The organism is Stappia sp. BW2 (genome assembly GCF_008107695.1).
In the GTDB taxonomy this organism is placed as follows: Bacteria; Pseudomonadota; Alphaproteobacteria; order Rhizobiales; family Stappiaceae; genus Roseibium.
Genome location: NZ_VIRG01000058.1, coordinates 66,407 through 84,683, shown reverse-complemented (window position 1 = coordinate 84,683; position 18,277 = coordinate 66,407). Strand labels below are relative to the sequence as shown.

Here is an 18,277-nt window from a genome sequence, read left to right as displayed (position 1 = left end):
GGGTGCGTACCTCAAAAATATGGGAAGGATGCCGGCATGACGGAAAAGACTATCAAATGGGGGATCGTTTCAACCGCGAAAATCGGTCTCGAAAAGGTCATTCCGGGCATTCAGCAATCGGCGACGGGTATTGCCCATGCAATCGCCTCGCGCGATCTCGGCCGGGCGCAGGAAGCTGCCAGGGAACTTGGCATCGAAAAGGCTTACGGGTCCTATGAGGAACTGCTCGCAGATCCGGAGATCGATGCGATCTACAATCCGTTGCCCAACCACATGCATGTGCCCGTGACGATCCAGGCGGTGAATGCCGGCAAACATGTGCTGTGCGAGAAGCCGGTGGCACTTAATGCCGAAGAAGCAGCGCAGCTTCTGAAACTGCCAAAAGACAAGCTGGTGGCCGAAAACTTCATGGTGCGGGCCCATCCGCAGTGGATCAAGGCGCGCGAGATCGTGCGCTCCGGCGACCTGGGCGAACTGAAAGCGATCCACACCTTCTTCAGCTATTACAACGACGATCCGGGCAACATCCGCAACAAGGCCGACATCGGCGGCGGCGCGCTGCTCGACATCGGCTGCTACACCATGCTGGCCGGGCGTTACTTCTTCGATGCCGAACCGCAGCGGGTGGTGTCGCTGATCGACCGGGATCCGGAGTTCGGTACGGACCGGATGACCAGTGCTCTGCTCGACTTCGGCAACAACCGGCATCTCAACTTCACTGTTTCGACCCAGCTCACGCCTTATCAGCGCATTCAACTGGTCGGCACGAAGAAGCGTCTGGAAATCGTCATCCCGTTCAACGCACCCCAAGGCGAGGCAGTGCAGATCCGGCTTGATGACGGCTCCCTGCTCGGCGATGCCTCGCTGCAGTCGGATATCATCGCGCCGTGCGACCAGTATGGCGAACTGGTGGATGTGTTCGGCCGGGCGATTACCGGCGAAGCGCCGCTGCCCTATCGCGCGGAAGACGCGGTTCAGAACATGAAGATCCTCGACGCAATCTTCGCATCGGCGGAAAAAGACGGCTGGGTCAGCATCGACTGATCCAAATGCACGTTTGATCTTCTTAATGTGCCGTCCCGGCCTTGAGCCGGGACTTGTTTTTGAGCGGGCCGAGGTAGGAGTTGGGGCGTTGGGCAACGTCGGCAAAGGTCCCCAGCGTTCAAACCTCCACAAAAGTGAACCCGTTGCCGCGTGTCTCCAGATATCCGAACCGCTCCGTCGACAGGTGGGTTGCCGCAAAGGGGATCCTGTCTGCTGACAGTCGGTCGAACAACGTCTTTCGTGTCTCAACGGCCAAGGCAGGATCGCTGTCGAGCGCATAGCGAACCTCCGGGTTGGCAAATTGCAGCGCATCGGACACGACGACATCTGCCAGCAGGATCATTTCCCTGGAGCCGGCGGAAAGATGCACGGCCTGATGACCCGGTGTGTGACCCGGCGCTGAAAGCAGGGTGATGCCGTTGCCGAGATCGGCATCACCGCGATGAAGGCGCAGCTGATTGCCGACCGGCTTCGCCAGTGCCTGAATGAGGCCAACCATCGGTCTTTTGTCTTCCGGCGCAGTGGTCAGCAGGGCTTCGTCGGTCCAGAAGTCCCACTCTGTCGCCTGAACATGGATGACCGCATTCGGAAAGAGACTGCTGCCGTTTACGGACAGGCCGCCAATATGGTCGGCATGCATGTGAGTAATGACGATGTCGGTCACCGCTGCGCGCTCTGCGGCCCTTTCCGGAGCCTGCCAGGTGAGGGCCCCACTTGCCGGAAAACGCTCCTTCAGACAATCACCCGATCCGGCATCAATCAGGATCTTGCGCGTGCCCGTCTCGATCAGCCAGGTGTTGGCTCCAAAGCGTGTGCTGGGGCTGACAGCCTGCTGTTCGGCCTGCGTTACGTTGGAAAAATAGGCGGCGGGAATGTCGAGATAACCGTCCGACAGGGCCGTGAGGGCCAGGTCGCCAAGCGCAAGGCGGGTGCCGGATTTTTCGAGAGTGCCGGGCATTGGGGTCTCCATGTCTGTTTGCCGGACGGAAACCTAGCTTCGGGTGCCTTCGGGAACGATTGGCGCAAATGACAAAGAATGTGCTAAATCGGCCAAATGGGTCAGTCGCTTGCCATAGCCATTCTCGCTTATCCGGGATCCCTCAAATCCGCTGTCTACGGGCTGCAGGACGTTCTTGGTCATGCCGCAGGCATTAGTGGTGCTGAGGTGAGGCTGGATGTTCTGGCAGATTTCTCCGTGGTGGTGGAAGGCTACGATGCGGTGATCCTGCCGCCTTCGGCCGGACGGGTTCGCCTGGAAGACGTTCCGGCGCTGCCCGGGTTTTTGCAGCATATGCACGGCAACGGGTCCGTCGTGTGTTCTGCCTGCACCGGGCTGACATTCGTTGCGGCCGCGGGGCTGGGGGCAGGGCGCAAGGTCACGACCCATTGGGGGCTGGAGCAGCGCCTTTCAGCAGCCTATCCGGACCTGAGGCTCGATACGGACAGGTTGCTGATCGAATATTCCGACCTGATTACGGCCGGCGGCCTGATGGCCTGGGTCGATCTAGCGCTGGCGCTGATCGAGCGCTTTCTGGGGTACCCTGTGGCCGTTGCCACGGCGCGGCATTTCATTGTCGACTTCCGCCGCCGTGACCAGCGCCGGTTCCGGCGCTTCCTGCCCGATCTTCGGCATGGCGATGCGGCCGTCCTGAAGGTGCAGCATTTTCTGGAAGCTCGGTCCGGCGAGGATGTGTCGGTGGCCGATATGGTGCGGGAAAGCGGGGTGCCGGGGCGGACTTTTCAAAGGCGCTTCAAGGCGGCAACGGGTCTTGCCCCGAAACACTATCTGCAGGAATTGCGCATCGAGCGGGCCAGGGATCTCCTGATTGAAACGGATTGGGCAGTCTCGGAGATCTGCTTTGCTGTTGGCTACAACGATCCGCCGTCCTTCGTCCGTCTGTTCTCCCGCCTTTCCGGCCTGACGCCGGGGGCGTTCCGGGACCAGTACAGGCGGGAGGATCTCAAGCTTGCCGATTGAGGAGCGTCCTATCGGACAACCATGGTCTCAAGTGTTCAGCAGGCGCTCGCTTTCGCTTGCCAGAGCAGAAAGCTCCTCAAAAGCGCCGGGACCGGCTGCGAGGACCGGGCCGCCTTCCAGAATGGCATCGCCTTCAACGGGGAAGGGGCGGTAGCTGCCACCGGCTTCGGCAACCAGGCAATAGCCGGCAAGGCAATCCCAGGCATGCATGGAAGGCTCGTAGAACCCTGCCAGCCTGCCGGCGGCCACCAGGGCCAGCATCTGGGCGCCCGAACCGGTGCGGATGTAATTGCCGCCGCGCGCCATCAGACCCGTGATGAGCGCGCCGATCATTTCCGGCGGTACGGCATTGTTGGCGCCAATGCCGGTCAAGCTGTTCTGCAGTGTCTTCGATGCGTCAAGGCGGAGCGGTTCGCCGTTCAGTGTTGCGCCGCCGCCCCTGACGGCCGCGAAGCTTTCATCGCTGCAGGGCACACGGATAACACCCATGACCAGATCCGTGCCGTGCAGCAGCGCGATGGAGACGCACCAGCTGGGCAGGCCGTGGACGAAGGCGGAGGTACCGTCGATGGGATCGACCACCCAGGTGAATCCGCTGCTGCCTTGTTCGACCCCATGTTCCTCCCCCAGAATCCCGTCTTCCGGAAAGGACGTGTGCAGCCTGTCTCGAATGAGCGTTTCCACAGTCTTGTCGGCAATCGAGACAACGTCCTGCAGGCCGCCCTTGATCTCGATGGTCAGATCCTCGCGCCGGTGGAAATAATCCAGTGCCAGGGAACCGGCTTCTTCTGCAATGTCCCGCGCCGCGGCGAACCTTGCCGTCAGCGCGTCAGTCGATGGGTTCATGTCTTCAGTAACCATTGTCACGTCAGGCCTCGATCAGGGCGAGGCCCCGGTTGCGGAAGCCGAGTGAGACGGCGGTGCGGGGCGCGAAGGATCGTTCGACCGAGTGATCGATGACGAAGAAATTTCCGACCGGGGTCTCGATCTCGTATTCGACGTGATCGCCGAGATAGGCAGCCGTCAGGATTTCACCGCCGAGACCTGCCGCTCCTTCCGGATTGAGCATCACGGAGCCGGGCCGCACGGCCAGTTTGGCCTGGCCGCTGGTGGCTTGCCGTGCGCGCAGGCGGTGCTGCAGGCCGCCGACATCGATCAGGGCGTCGTCACCGTCCCGGCCGACGATCTCGCAGGAAACGACATTCGCTTCGCCCATGAAATCGGCAATGAATTCGGATACGGGCTCTTCGTAGAGTTCGCGCGGGGCGCCTTCCTGGGCAATCTTGCCGTCTTTCATGACCACGATCCTGTCGGACACGGCAAGCGCTTCGTCCTGGTCGTGGGTAACATAAACGGCAGTGAAGCCGAGACGCTGCTGAAGCTCGCGGATTTCCGTGCGCACGCGTCGGCGCAGGCGGGCATCGAGGTTGGACAAGGGTTCATCCAGCAGCAGCACCTGCGGGTTCAGCACCAGCGCACGGGCAACCGCGACACGCTGCTGCTGGCCGCCGGACAGTTCCGCCGGCAGGCGGTGGCCCATGCCGGAAAGGCCTACCTGGGTAAGACCTTCCTCGGCCCGTTCGCGGGCCTCCCGCTTCTTGTATCCGGAGGATTCCAGCCCGTAGGCCACATTGTCCAGCGCATTCATGTGCGGGAACAAGGCGTAGGACTGGAACACCATGGAGACATCGCGCTCATGCGCGGGAACCATGGTGACGTCCCGTCCGCCGATCAGGATCCTGCCCGAGGTCGGATGTTCAAGGCCTGCCAGCATGCGCAAGGTGGTGGTCTTGCCGCAGCCGGATGGGCCGAGCAGGGTTACCAGCGTGCCGGGTTCAATGGTGATCGACAGGTCCGGAATGGCGGTGAAGGTGCCGAAGTCCTTGCGGACGTTTTCAAAAACGACGGAGCCGGGTTTGAGGTCAGTCATGCAGTTTTCTCCTGCGCGATACGAATTTTACTGGATTTGGCCATGCCGGAGACGCGGTTTTCCCGGCGCAGGCGGCGTTCGCCGACCAGGAACTGGAAGCCCGCAATAACCGTGATCATCACGAAGATCAGCATGGAGGAATAGGCGATGGCGATGCCGTATTCGCCGTTTTCGACGAGGCCGACGATGTAGGAGGTCGCCATGTTGTATTCCGCGCTGACAAGGAAGATGACCGCACTGATGGAGGTGATGGCCCGGACGAAGGAATAGACCAGCGCCGCGGTGATAGCTGGCCGCAGCAGCGGCAGGATCACCTTGCGCAGCGTACGGGCGCTGTTTGCCCTCAGCGTCAGCGACGCTTCGTCCAGGCTCTTGTCGAGCTGGCTCATGGCCGCGATGCCGCCGCGCACGCCAACCGGCATGTTCCGGAAGACGAAACAGGCAACCAGGATCAGGGCCGAGCCGGTCATCTCGATGGGCGGCAGGTTGAAGGCCATGATGTAGCTGATGCCGATGACGGTGCCGGGAATGGCGAAGCTCATCATGAGGGCGAATTCGAAGGCGTTCTTGCCGGCGAATTTCTGCCGCACGATGATATAGGCCGTCAGCAGACCCACGGCCGCCGTCAGTGGTGCGGAGATGAGCGCGATTTCCATGGTCGTCCAGAAGGAGTTCCAGGCAACGCCGGTCCAGACAAGTGCGCCGTCCTGGAAGGTGACCGAGAAGGCCCTGGCGTAGTGTTCCAGCGTCAGGGAATTGTCGAGACCCCAGGTCTTCACGAAGCCGCCGAACAGGATCATGCCGTAGACGACGATGGTGAACCCCATCCACGGCAGCACGATGCCGTAGACGGTGAGGGAGAGGCTCTTCGGCAGACCGGCATGGGCGCCGCTGTCGCCCTTGCCGGTGACGGTGGCGAAGTTCTTGCCCGACAGCCACATGCGCTGTGCAAGGAAGGCGGTCAGCGTGAAGCTGAGCAGGATGATCGCCAGCACGGCGGCGCGGGACGGATCGACCTGCGAGCCGACGACGGCAAAGAAGATTTCGGTCGAGAGCACGCCGTGGCTGCCGCCGAGCACCAGCGGGTTGCCGAAATCGGCCATGCTTTCAATGAACCCGATCAGGAAGGCGTTGGCGAGACCCGGTTTCATCAGGGGCAGCGAAACCCGCCAGAAGGTGCGCCAGCGGTCGGCCCGCAGAGTTTGCGAGGCTTCTTCCATCGAGGGGCTGACGCCTTCGACAACGCCGATCAGCACCAGGAAGGAGATTGGCGTGAAGGACAGAACCTGCGCGATCCAGATACCGGTCAACCCGTAAAGCCAGCGACTTGGCTCGATGCCGAACAGCGTGTCGAGACCCTGGGTGACGACGCCGGAGCGGCCGAAAAGCAGCGTGAGCGCGAGGCCGATCACGAAGGGCGGGGTGATGATCGGCAGGACGGTGAGGAGCCGCAGGCCCTTCTTGAACGGGAAACGGGTGCGTGTGGCGACCAGCGCAAAGGCAAGACCGAGCGTGGTGGAGCCGAGGCCTGACAATACGGCCAGGAACAGCGTGCGCCATGCAACGCCGCAGCGGTTGCCGCCAAAGACGCAATCAAGGCTCCAGATGGCCGGGTCCTGCATGTTGCGGATGAACCCGTCCGGCTTGAAGGAGCCGTCGAAATCCTGCACCGAGCCGGCGAACATCGAGCCGATGGGGTAGAAGATGAAAACCGTCACCAGGAAGATCAGGATGGAGATCGATCCGACGACAAAGGCATCGCCCTTCATGAAGCCACGTTCGGCAAGTCCGAAAGCGATGAAGAGCACGAAGATCAGAGAGGTGACGATGGCGCCTGCCCCCATGGCAGGCTGACCGAGCGGCAAGGCTCCGAAGGTGGTTTCGGGAAATGTCCAGGCCCAGCCGGTGAAGCTGATGGCAAGCCCCTGAAGCGCCATGAAGAGAATGCCGATGCTGCCGGTGACGACGAGCAACCGGCCGCGCTTGTTGGCGTCTGTCATGAAGCGGGCACTGCCGCCGATCAGAAACAGCGCCAGCGCGAGCGCAAGCCAGACACGACCTTCGGCAAAGATCTGCAGAAGGCCGGGCGCGAGATCGGAGGAGACCAGAAAGTCCGATGGCCATTCGAAGGAAAAGAAACCCCGGTCCACCCTGTACCAGGGCACGATCAGAAAGGCGCCGATCCCCAGCCCGAGTAGAGCGTTCAGCCGTTTGTTGCCACTCAGCATGGCCACCCCTGTATTTTCGGTTTTCAACAACGGACAAGCCTCGCCGCATCCTTGTCGATGCGCCGGCAAAGCTGGCCGAGACTGCGGACGCGCCATGGCGCCGCACATGATCTGTCAGATGCCGGTGGCGGCAGATGTCATGGTGCGGAATGCCCGCTCTGCTGCGCCGTCGGTCCTCCGGGTGAAGCCCGCACAGGCTTTCAGGGCCAGTGCGGGCTTCTTCGGGTGTTGGGGTCAGTTGGCGATAGCGCCAATCTCACGGTCCCAACGCTCCAGGAGGCTCTTGCGGGTGTCCGGGTTGCCGTAGGTGGCGAAGTCGTAGTCGATCAGTTTGATGTCCTCGAACTTCGGCGCTTCCGGCGGAACTTCGGCTGCCTTGTTGGACGGAAGCTGGAAGGACTTCGCGTCTTTCATGCGGGACTGGACTTCCGGAGACAAGGCCCAGTCGTACCAGACCTTGGCGTTTTCCAGGTTGCGGGCGCCCTTGACGATGGACATGGAGCCGATTTCGTAACCGGTGCCTTCGCAAGGCGCGATGGCCTTGACCGGGAAGCCGGAAGCGGCCTGCGCAATGGCGTCATGCATAAAGACGATACCGAGGCCGGTTTCGCCACGGGCGGCCGCCTTCACCGGTGCCGACCCGGACTTGGTGTACTGGGAAACGTTGTTGTTGAGTTCCTTCAGATAGTCGAAAGCCTCATCTTCGCCCATGATCTGAACCAGGGAGGCGAGCGCGGTGTAGGCGGTGCCGGAAGAATTCGGGTTGGCGACCTGAATTTCAGCCTTGAGTTCGGGTTTCAGGAGGTCTGCCCAGCAGGTCGGTTCAGCAAGGCCCTTGTCCTTGAAGATCTCGGTGTTGTAGCCCCAGCCGAGGGCACCGGCATAAACGCCGACGGTCTTGAAGCCGGAGCTTTCCGCCTGTTTCTGGGCCCATTCATGAAGCTCGGGGAGCTTTGCCGACTTGTACTCCTGGGTCAGGCCTTCAGAAGCTGCCTGAAGATGCGGGTCACCGGTGCCACCCCACCAGATATCGGTTTTCGGATTCCGGGATTCGGCGCGGATCTTCGCATAGCTTTCGCCCGATGACAGACGCACCATGTTGACCTTGATGTCGTGCTTTGCTTCGAAGTCGCCCTGCAGCTGTTCGCAGATTACGACGTCCGCCGAGCAGATGACGTTGAGATCGCCCTCTGCCATGGCCGGTGTGACCATATAGGTTGCTGCCGTTGCAAGCAGTGCGACGGAGAGTGTTTTCAAAGACATGGTTTCCTCCACTTTTGGCTTTCAGCCTTTTACCTGCCCGGACGGGCAGGCGTTTCTTTCAGCCCGGGGGCTGATGTGTTGACCGGCTTGAGGCACAACTTGCCCGTTCGGAGCCGCCTCCACGGTCCGTTGCCGGTCGAATTTCGAATGTCGAATGTCAGGTCTCTCCCGAGCGCTTGCCGGGCGGGACCTCGTCTTTTACTGGATGGCTACAGGGGTTGCCGTCTGCAGCACCTCCTTGTCGAAACGGTCGAGCAGTCTTCGTCTCTGGTCGGGCGACCCGAAGGTAGCGAAGTCATAGTCGACCATGCGAATGAGTGAGATATCGGGGGCCGCCGGCGGCAGAGATACTCTGGCATTGGCGGGTATCTGGTTTTGACCCGAGGCAGCGCAGGTTTCCTGGCCTTCCGGGCTCAGAGCAAAATCGACGAACCGGCGCGCGGCTTCCGGATGGCGGGCACCCTTGACGATGCTGACGGCACCGATCTCGTAGCCGGTACCCTCACAGGGGGCGACAATGACCATGGGGGCGCCTTCGAGTTTCTGGGTCACGGCATCATGGATAAAGGAGATGCCAATCCCCGTCTCACCGCGGGCAGCTGCCTGAACCGGCGCTGCACCGGAGACCGTGAAACGGTCGATATTCTGTGCGAGAGCGGCCAGATACTCGAAAGCCTCGTCTTCACCCAGAAGCTGGACGAGCGTTGCCAGCATTGTATAGGCGGTTCCCGAGGAATTCGGGTTGGGCATCTGAACAAGGCCCTTGTACTGCGGGGCTGTCAGGTCTTTCCAGCAGGACGGCGCTTCAAGGCCAAGGCGGGCCAGCGTTTCCGAGTTATAGCCAAAGCCGAGAGCGCCCGCGTAAATGCCGGCGGCCTTGCCGCCCGACATCAGAAAGAAATTCTGCGCCCAGGGCAGCGTGTCATCGAAGTTTGCCGGCTGGTAGGGGGCAAGCAGGTCTTCGCCTGCAGCTTGCAGATGTGTGTCGCCGGTGCCGCCCCACCAAACGTCGATCTTTGGCGCGTCACGTTCGGCCCGGATCCTGTCGAGGATCTCGCCGGTGCTTCTGCGTTCCATGGAAACATCAAGGCCTGTCTTCTCCTCGAAGACGGCTTCCATCATCTGGCACCACTCGACCTGCACCGCGCACAGGACATTCAGGTCCTGCGCCGAAGCGGCGTTGAGCGAAAGCGACAGCCATACGGCCGCACCCGCTCCGAGTGACGTGATGAATTTCATGTTTCCTCCCAGCCCGGAACCCAGGTCCCGGACAGCTGTTACCATGGCAGACGTGGCAGTGTTCGCAACAGGAGAATGGTTACTGTTGTTTCGCTGGCGAAAGAAAAGAGTTACAAATATTACAAGCCTTACAATTGTGACAAGCAATTGAAAAACCAAGGATTTGCATAACGCGGCTCTATGCATATGATGCCACTTGGGAGGACATAGGTTTGCTGAACGAAGGCATCAAGATCCTGATCGTGGAGGACGATCAGGATATGGCGGAATTGATATCGGACCTCTTGGAAGCCGAGGGCTGGTTGCCGGTTGCCGCGCGTTCGGCGGAGGAGGCCGCCAGGATCCTGCCGGAGCATGCTTTTCACCTGGTTCTGGTCGATCATAACCTGCCTGGCATGTCCGGGCGGGTGTTTGCCCAGAAGCTGCGATCGCAGACGGATATCGGCATCGTCATGGTAACGGCTGCCGGCAGCGCGGCGGAGCGTGTGCTGGGTCTTGAAACCGCTGCCGACGATTATGTAGTCAAGCCGTTCGAGCCGATTGAACTCACGGCCCGGATCAAGGCGGTGCTCCGGCGATTGCACCCGTCCCTGCGGAGTGCCGACAAGGAGACGGTCAACGTTCAGCACGAACCGACCGCTCTGCTTCTGGGCGACTGGGTGATCGATCTCGTCAATCGCAAGGCCGTCTGCACGTCTCATCCCACACGGACGCTCACGTCATCGGAGTTCTCTCTGCTGGAGATCCTGGCCGCGACGCCGAACGAACCGGTGAGCCGGACGAAGATCCTGGAACAGCTGGGGGCGGAAACGGACCGACTGATCGACCGCAACGTCGATGTTCTGGTCCTGCGCCTTCGCCGCAAGATCGAGCGCAATCCGGATCTGCCACAACACATCAAGACCCGGCGGGGGAAGGGCTACATCCTGCATCGGGATCCGGCCCATGTATCTTAAATGATCAGCCGGTCGGTTCTTTCCTCCATCGCCTTCAGGCTGCCTGCCGCCATTGCGCTGATCTGTGCCGTCGCCTTTACCCTGTCGGCCATCGCGATCTACGGCCTTCTCAAGGCGCGCGACGAAACCGCCGCCTATGGGCTGCAGGCCTTCACCAGCCTGGCCGATGCCGCGCTCGTTTCCCGGCAGGTGTCGGACCTTGTCTCCAGCGCGCCCTTTCTGATGAATGCGACCTCGCCATACACTGTCTCCGGCAAGAGCCGGCTGCTGGTGGAGCAGGTCGACCAGTTGTTGAGTTCGCTGCCCGACTATCCGCCGGGCAAGGAAACCTACCGGGCCGCCAACACGCGGATCTTCGAACTGCTCGGCCAGATCCGTGCGCAGACGCTCGCGCTGTCTGCCAAGGCCGAAACCGCGCAACATTACAAGGAGGAGGTGTCCTCCGCGCTGGGCGTGATCGCGGTTGCAGACACGGCGAGCCAGAAGGAACTTCGCCAGCGGCTGAACGCCATCGTGCATTCGGTCTCGAGCGCGGGCAGCCTGTTTCAGCTAGGCGAGTTGGAGCGGCGCTATGTGGCAGGCATGGCTTCGGCCTCGTTGCCACCGGCAGACCTCAGGCCCTATGAGCGGGTTTTCGAGGCACAGACCAGCTATCTGCTGGAGATGTTCGCCGTGCGCGCTGCGATTGCCAGACTGCACACGGTTGCGCGCGAACTCTCCCTTGCCACCGAGACCCAGTCGGGCATCGTGACGGAAACGCTCAACAGGGATTTCCAGTCGACTTCGGCTACCTTGCAGCAGCTTCTGGTGATCGTTGCCGTGGCTTCGCTGCTGGTGCTGACCATGGCGGTGATATCGATCCGCTCGGTCATCCGGGTGTCGAAGGGCATCGTCTCCCTGGCCAGCGGCATGAACGCTCTTGCCAAGGGGCAGAAGGATGTCGGGCCGCCGGTCTATCAAGGCAATGAAACGGAACTCCTGGATCTGCAGCAGGCCTTTCTCGCCTTCAAGGAAAGCGTCGACCGGGTCACCCGGTTGCGGCGTACTGCAGAAGCTGCGGCGCGGACGATCCGGTCCACCTTCCGCAGCATGAACGAAGGCATTGCCATCTTCGATGCCACCGGCCAGCCGGTTACCATGAACCGGAGGGTCATCGAGCTGCTGGGCCACAAGGGTGCGGCGCGCAAGCTGCCGCTGGTCCAGTTTCTGGAGCCTGTTCCGGAAGTCCGGACAGAGCTGCTTCCGGGCGCCCCGGACGGGAGGCCCCTGAGCGCGCCTTTTTCCGTGCGCCATCGTTCTGAAAACGGGACCGTTACGGAAATCTCTCTGTCGCGGCAGAGCGACGACGGTGTCGTTCTGCTCGCCCGGGATGTAACGCTTCTGGACCGGCAGGAGGCAGAGGCGGCCAAGGCCCAGAGGCTTGATGGTATCATGCGGCTGACGCACCAGCTCAGCCACGAGGTTGGCAACACCATCGGCATCATTACCGGTAGCCTCGGGCTGCTGGAGCGGGAGGGCGGGTTCAACGACCGTCAGGCCCGAAACATCGCGCGCATCCGCAAGGCGGCCGACCGCGGGCGCTCGCTTGCCAGCAGCATGTTGACCATCGGACGCCAGCAACCGGCCAATCTCAGCCGCATCGGCATGTCGTCTTTGCTGCGCGGCATGGCTGACATTCTGGAAATCGCCATTGGCGAGAAATGCAGCCTGACACTGGAGCTGGACGAGAGCTTGCCGCCGCTGGTGCTGGACCCGGAACTGTTCGAGCAGTCCGTACTGAACCTCTGCCTGAATTCGGCGGCGGCGATGCCGGATGGCGGTGAGGTCAAGGTCTCCACCTTTTCGACTGGCGAAGCTGTCGTGGTTTCCGTCCGGGACACGGGCATCGGCATGAGCCGGGAAGAGGTCGACAAGGCGTTCGAACCCTATTTCACCACCAAGACAAGCGAAGGCGGCGCCGGGCTCGGGCTTGCCGTGGTCTATGGTTTCGTTCGGCAAAGCGGCGGCACGGCAAATATCTTTTCCGAGCCGGGCAAGGGCACGACCGTCGAGCTGCGGTTTCCGAAGGACGTGGAAGAGGTCGGGTTGGCTACCCCGAGCATCGAAGCGGTCTCCTGAGGCGCTGAATATTCATCCGCGGAAGGTTTGCCGGCTCATCGTATTTGAGAGCGCCTCACCACCTGTGTCACCCCCGGACAAGCGAAGCGCAGATCCGGGGACTACTCTCTGATCAGCTTGCTGTTCCGCCGACGGAAATGATGGGGCGTGTTTGGATTGCGGGCACCGCGAGCGCTCGGTTGAAGCCTGGGTCATCCAACTGCCGATCGCGTCCTTCGCTCCGCAATTTACGTCTGCGTAGTATTCCACTCTTGACTCGTTTGGAACGTTCCAGTAATTCTTCCAATCAAGAAATTGGAACGTTCCAAAATAATAAGTTTTCGGGAGGAATGGATGCGTTGGGCCCTTATCGGTGCGAGCCGTATTGCGTCGAGTTACATGATCGATGCCATCCGTTCGCAGGATGCCGACATCCAGTCCGTCCTGAGCTCGGACGCAACCCGCGGTAAAGCCTATGCCCGTGAGCATGGCATTGCCGAGAGCTTCACGGATCTGGATGCGCTTCTGGCCGATGACACCGTGGACGCGGTCTATATTTCCACCACCAATGAAAAACATCATGCGCAGGCACTGGCCGCGATAGCTGCCGGAAAGCATGTGCTGTGCGAAAAGCCGCTGGCCATGACCCTGGACGAGGCCGGTGACATGGTGCGCACCGCAGCTGGCAAGGGTGTGGTCTTTGCCACCAACCACCATCTGCGCAATGCCGGGTCCCATCTCGCCATCCGGGAACTGATCGCGTCCGGCCGCATCGGCAAGGTGCTGAGTGCGCGTGTCTTCCATGCGGTCAATCTGCCGGACGCGCTGCGTGGCTGGCGTATCAACGACGCGGCTGCCGGTGGTGGCGTCATTCCAGACATCACCGTGCATGACGCAGACACGATCCGTTTCCACCTGGGCGAAGACCCGCAGGAGGTCGTTGCCAAGGCTGCGGCATCAGGCCTGGGAGACGGGGTCGAGGACAGCGTGATGTCCGTCTGGTCGATGCCCTCGGGTGCCATGGTGCAGTCCCATGAAAGCTTCACGCACAAATTTGCCGGAACCGGGATCGAGTTTCACGGCACGGATGGGTCGATCTTTGCTCGCAATGTCATGACCCAGGAGCCTGTTGGCGAGGTTCGGCTGGTCGATGCGGATGGCGAACACGCGATCTCCTACGACACGCACAATCTCTACCACCGCGCGCTGGGTCTCTTTACCGATGCGGTCAACGGCAAGGGGCGTCCTTCCGCGGATGGCGTCGATGGGATCAAGTCGCTCGCCGTCGCGCTCGCCGTGCGCGAAGCTGCTCAGTCCGGCAAGGTCGTTGCCGTCAACTATGGAGGCTTTTGAGCAATGGCCTCCAAGACCGTTTCCATGGCGGATGCCGCCGCCCGCATTCAGGACGGCGCGGTCATCACCGTTTCCTCTTCCTCCGGTCTCGGGTGCCCGGACAAGATCCTTGAGGCCATCGGCGCAAGGTTCGACATTGAAGGGCACCCGCGAAACCTTACGACGCTCCATCCGATTGCTGCCGGCGACATGTACGGCATCAAGGGGATTGATCACCTTGCCAAGGACGGCCTGTTGTCGACCATCGTCGCAGGCTCCTATCCCTCGGGTCCGTCCAACCTGCCGATGCCGGCGATCTGGCAGATGCTGGTGGAAAACCGGGTGGCTGCCTACAACGTGCCCTCCGGCATTCTGTTCGACATGCATCGGGATGTTGCTGCCCGGCGTCCGGGTGTCATGACCAAGGTCGGTCTCGACACCTTCGTTGATCCGATCCGCCAGGGCTGTGCCATGAATGATGTCGCTGCCGAGCGGCCGATCGTGTCGCGGCTGGAGCTTGGCGGCGAAACCTGGCTGCATTTTCCCAATATCGTGCCGGATGTCGCGATCATCCGGGCAACGACAGCAGACGAGCGCGGCAATCTCACCTATGAACATGAAGGCGCCTACCTTGGTGGCCTCGAGCAGGCAATCGCGGTGCGCAACCATGGCGGTCTGGTGATCGCGCAGGTCAAGCGCGTAACAGCCTCGGGTTCTCTGCGTCCGCATGATGTCCGTGTGCCTGGTCACCTGGTTGATCTCATCGTCGTCGATCCCGATCAGCGCCAGACCACGGAAACCGGATACGACCCGGCGATCTCCGGTGAGATCATGCGGCCCTGGTCCAGTTTCTCGCTGGCGGAGCATGGCATCGAGAAGGTTGTCGCGCGCCGGGCGGCAATGGAACTCAAGTCCGGCCAGACGGCAAACCTCGGTTTTGGCATCTCGGCCATGGTGCCGCGGGTGCTGCTGGAAGCCGGTCAGGAACAGGCCGTCACCTGGGCCATCGAACAGGGTGCGACCGGCGGCATGCCGCTGACGGGGTTTGCCTTCGGCTGTGCCTCCAACGCCGATGCCTATATGCCGTCGCCTCAGCAATTCACCTATTTCCAGGGCGGTGGTTTCGATGTTTCCTTCCTGTCTTTCCTGGAGATCGATCTGGACGGCAACGTCAATGTCTCCAAGCTCGGCAAGAAGCCGTATCTGACGGCTGGGTGCGGCGGCTTTGTCGATATCACCGCGAATGCGCGCAAGATCGTGTTCTCGGGCTTGTTTGAAGCGGGCGCCGATCTGGAGCTGACGGAAGACACGCTGAAGGTCCGGACGCCGGGCAAGTTCACCAAGATGGTGGACGAAGTCGAGCACGTCACGTTCTCCGGCCGCAGGGCGAAGGAACTCGGCCAGGACGTCATCTATGTGACCGAGCGCTGTGTCATCCATCTGACGGACGCAGGACTGGTCGCAACGGAGGTCATGCCGGGCATCGATCCGGCGCGGGACATTGTCGATGCCTCCAGGGGCCGGGTCCGGCTTGCCAACGATCTGGTCGAGATGCCGAAAGCTCTTCTGTCCAGAAGCGGGATGGAGCTGAGCCTGTGAGCGCATTGCATCTCATCCGTCACGGGTCGATTGCCGAGTTGAAGCTGGACAATCCAGCCAAGCTGAACGCGTTCACGCTCGACATGCTGAAAGCCGTCGAGCCTTATTGCGACGAGCTGGAACGCGATGCGTCCATTCTTGCCGTGGTAATTAGGGCGGCAGAGAGCAAGGCCTTTTGCGCTGGAGCGGACATTCTCGAATGGTCCGAGCTTTCGCCTTATGACTTTGCCCGCCACTGGGTGCGCGAAGGCCACCGGGTTTTCGACCGGCTGGCACGACTTTCCAAGCCGACAGTGGCCGTGCTTGGCGCCCACGCCTTTGGCGGCGGACTGGAATTCGCGGCGACTGCCGATATTCGCGTGATGGCGCCAAGGGCAACGCTGGCGCTGCCGGAAGCGTCTGTCGGCATCGTGCCGGGCTGGTCCGGCACGCAGCGGCTGATCCGCCTGCTGGGGGAGCCGATGGTAAAGGAAATGGCTCTGTTTGGTCGGCGGATTTCTGCAGAACGCGCCTTTGCTGCGGGCTTTGCCGCGGAGATTTCCGACGACCCGGCATCAGCTGCTTTCGAAATGGCCGAGAAGCTTGCCGGCAAATCGTCCCGGGCCGTGGAAGTGGCCAAATACATGATCCACGCAGCCGTCGGCGAAGATCGCAGCGCCATGATCGAGGCGCTTGGCTCCGGTATGATCAGCCCGACTGAAGACCGCAACGAGGGCGTTACCGCCTTTCGCGAAAAGCGCAAACCGAATTTCCTGGAAGTAAAGTCATGAGTGACCTGAACGTCGTTTCCATCAGCGAAGCAAAACTGCCGGTCGAGCCCTTCGTTGCCCGCCACCTGATCGATGGCGACTGGCGCCAGAGCGCTGACGGGGCCACCTTTGACCGCGTATCCCCGTCCCATGGCAGCGTTGTCACGCGGGCTGCGAAGGGTGGTGCTCGCGACGTTGATGCAGCGGTGTCCGCGGCGCGGCTTGCCTTCGACAAGGGGCGCTGGTCGCGCACAAGTGGCAAGGAGCGGGCAACGCTTCTCCTGAAGATCGCTGACCTGATCGACCGTGAACGGGAGCGGATCGCTTATTGGGAAACGCTGGAATCCGGCAAGCCGATCAGCCAGGCCATGGCGGAAATCGAAGGTGCGTCCGACATCTGGCGCTTTGCTGCCTCGCTGGCGCGCACCATGCATGGCGAAAGCTACAATTCGCTCGGCAGCGATATGCTTGGTCTGGTGCTCAAGGAGCCGGTTGGGGTGGTGTCTATCATCACGCCCTGGAACTTCCCGTTCCTGATCGTGTCGCAGAAACTGCCTTTCGCGCTCGCCGCCGGCTGCGCCGCGGTTATCAAACCCTCCGAAATGACCCCGGCAACGACGGTCATTCTAGGTGAACTCTGCATCGAAGCCGGTATTCCGGCCGGGGTCGTCAACATTGTCCTTGGTTATGGTGATCCGGTCGGAACGGCGATGACGGCCGACAAGCGGGTCAACATGGTCACTTTCACCGGCTCGACCGGTGTCGGCAAGGCCATCGTCAAGGCGGCCGCCGGAACCTTGAAGAAGGTGTCGCTGGAACTTGGCGGCAAGAACCCGCAGGTCATCTTCCCCGATGCCGATCTTGAAAGCGCCGTCGATGCGGTCGTCTTCGGTGTCTATTTCAATGCCGGCGAATGCTGCAATTCCGGATCCCGGATCATCGTGCACGAAGACATTGCCGAGGCATTCGTGAAGGCGACGGTTGAGCTGTCGCGCAAGGTGCCCTTCGGCGACCCTCTGGACCCATCGACCAAGGTCGGGGCGATCATCACGCCCGACCACCAGAGCAAGATCGACAAATATGTGCGCGATGCCGCAGAGGCCGGGGCGACCGTCCGTCTGGGTGGTGAGGCTCTGTCAGTGCCGGGTCTGGGCGGTCAGTTCTACCAGCCCACGGTCGTTGCGGATGTGAAAAGCGACATGCCGATTGCCCGTGACGAAGTGTTCGGACCGGTGCTGTCGGTGCTGACTTTCAAGACGCTGGATGAGGCGATTGAACTCGTCAACGACGCCGATTACGGCCTGTCCGCCGGTGTCTGGAGCGAGAACGTGCACACCTGCCTGGAATTCGCACGCCGGGCCCATGCGGGCACGGTGTGGACCAACACCTGGATGGACGGTTTTGCCGAACTTCCCTTTGGCGGCATGAAGGAAAGCGGTCAGGGACGGGAGCTTGGCAAATACGGACTGGACGAATTTCTAGAAGCCAAGACCGTGACCATGCGCATCGGCAAGACACGGGCTCCCTGGGTGGCATGATGATCAGGCTGGTGCGAAATCGAGAAAGCGCCCACGGGATTCAGGAGGACCTGGATGTCCTTCCTGGAGGCGCTGCCGATCTTGGGGGGGCCTGCAAGAGCGCTGGAAACCGTCGTTGCGGCAAAGGCGATCTCCTGCGCCACTGCGCGCAAGGTGGGGCGTGGCCGTTTTTCCGCGTGGCGTCCGCCAGCAGGGTCAAAGGGTTTTCGCGTCATGCCCGTTCACTTGAGCCGATGCATTCTGGCGTGAAAAGCCAGTCACGTCCAAGTGGAGGCTTTCAAAAGTTACAACGGAAAAATACGCTGCCATACGGCACTGAAACAC

Annotated in this window: 15 protein-coding genes; 9 read left to right on the top strand and 6 right to left on the bottom strand. The window is 61.4% G+C overall.

The features are described 5' to 3' along the window. Positions 1-36: 36 nt before the first annotated feature. A complete protein-coding gene (locus FMN63_RS08550; protein WP_148583546.1) occupies positions 37-1,044 on the top strand; it encodes a Gfo/Idh/MocA family protein in 1,008 nt (335 codons plus the stop codon). A gap of 118 nt (positions 1,045-1,162) precedes the next feature. Here the strand turns inward: FMN63_RS08550 and FMN63_RS08545 are convergent, their stop codons facing one another. Continuing rightward, the gene (locus tag FMN63_RS08545) at positions 1,163-2,002 is read right to left on the bottom strand and encodes an MBL fold metallo-hydrolase (RefSeq protein ID WP_209001020.1); all 840 of its coding nucleotides are present in this window, start codon (positions 2,000-2,002) and stop codon (positions 1,163-1,165) included. A gap of 96 nt (positions 2,003-2,098) precedes the next feature. Here FMN63_RS08545 and FMN63_RS08540 point away from each other — a divergent pair, with 96 nt between their 5' ends. Beyond that, positions 2,099-3,022, top strand: coding sequence for a GlxA family transcriptional regulator (locus tag FMN63_RS08540; RefSeq protein ID WP_148583544.1), 924 nt, complete (start codon positions 2,099-2,101; stop codon positions 3,020-3,022). A 27-nt stretch (positions 3,023-3,049) separates the two neighbouring features. On the opposite strand, the gene FMN63_RS08535 is transcribed toward FMN63_RS08540, so the two are convergent. The 5 genes from FMN63_RS08535 to FMN63_RS08515 all read right to left on the bottom strand — a co-directional run bounded on the left by FMN63_RS08535 (position 3,050) and on the right by FMN63_RS08515 (position 9,682). Next, complete coding sequence (locus FMN63_RS08535) at positions 3,050-3,883, bottom strand: inositol monophosphatase family protein (RefSeq protein WP_286192571.1); 834 nt, start codon at positions 3,881-3,883, stop codon at positions 3,050-3,052. A gap of 7 nt (positions 3,884-3,890) precedes the next feature. Next, on the bottom strand, positions 3,891-4,952 hold the full coding sequence (locus FMN63_RS08530) for an ABC transporter ATP-binding protein (protein WP_148583542.1): 1,062 nt from the start codon (positions 4,950-4,952) through the stop codon (positions 3,891-3,893). Further along, a complete protein-coding gene (locus FMN63_RS08525) occupies positions 4,949-7,180 on the bottom strand; it encodes an ABC transporter permease (RefSeq protein ID WP_148583541.1) in 2,232 nt (743 codons plus the stop codon). The genes FMN63_RS08530 and FMN63_RS08525 overlap by 4 nt, the downstream gene beginning before the upstream one ends. 234 nt (positions 7,181-7,414) lie before the next feature. Continuing rightward, positions 7,415-8,443: an ABC transporter substrate-binding protein gene (locus tag FMN63_RS08520; RefSeq protein WP_148583540.1), complete on the bottom strand. Its 1,029-nt coding sequence runs from the start codon at positions 8,441-8,443 to the stop codon at positions 7,415-7,417. Positions 8,444-8,641: 198 nt separating this feature from the next. Continuing rightward, complete coding sequence (locus FMN63_RS08515) at positions 8,642-9,682, bottom strand: ABC transporter substrate-binding protein (protein WP_148583539.1); 1,041 nt, start codon at positions 9,680-9,682, stop codon at positions 8,642-8,644. A 212-nt stretch (positions 9,683-9,894) separates the two neighbouring features. On the opposite strand from FMN63_RS08515, the gene FMN63_RS08510 reads away from it, so the two are divergent. From FMN63_RS08510 to FMN63_RS08480, 7 genes are all read left to right on the top strand, one after another. Continuing rightward, positions 9,895-10,638, top strand: a complete 744-nt coding sequence (locus FMN63_RS08510) for a response regulator transcription factor (RefSeq protein WP_148583538.1) — start codon at positions 9,895-9,897, stop codon at positions 10,636-10,638. Beyond that, on the top strand, positions 10,639-12,756 hold the full coding sequence (locus tag FMN63_RS08505; protein WP_148583537.1) for a sensor histidine kinase: 2,118 nt from the start codon (positions 10,639-10,641) through the stop codon (positions 12,754-12,756). Positions 12,757-13,089: 333 nt separating this feature from the next. Next, entirely contained in the window at positions 13,090-14,088 is a 999-nt protein-coding gene (locus tag FMN63_RS08500) for a Gfo/Idh/MocA family protein (RefSeq protein WP_148583536.1), read from the top strand. Between the two features lie 3 nt (positions 14,089-14,091). Further along, the gene (locus FMN63_RS08495) at positions 14,092-15,666 is read left to right on the top strand and encodes an acyl CoA:acetate/3-ketoacid CoA transferase (RefSeq protein ID WP_148583535.1); all 1,575 of its coding nucleotides are present in this window, start codon (positions 14,092-14,094) and stop codon (positions 15,664-15,666) included. Further along, entirely contained in the window at positions 15,663-16,436 is a 774-nt protein-coding gene (locus FMN63_RS08490) for an enoyl-CoA hydratase/isomerase family protein (RefSeq protein WP_148583534.1), read from the top strand. The genes FMN63_RS08495 and FMN63_RS08490 overlap by 4 nt, the downstream gene beginning before the upstream one ends. Next, complete coding sequence (locus tag FMN63_RS08485; protein WP_205513927.1) at positions 16,433-17,953, top strand: aldehyde dehydrogenase family protein; 1,521 nt, start codon at positions 16,433-16,435, stop codon at positions 17,951-17,953. The genes FMN63_RS08490 and FMN63_RS08485 overlap by 4 nt, the downstream gene beginning before the upstream one ends. Positions 17,954-18,007: 54 nt before the next feature. Next, positions 18,008-18,202 (top strand): hypothetical protein, encoded by a 195-nt coding sequence (locus tag FMN63_RS08480; RefSeq protein WP_148583533.1) that lies wholly within the window; start codon positions 18,008-18,010, stop codon positions 18,200-18,202. Positions 18,203-18,277 lie beyond the last annotated feature (75 nt).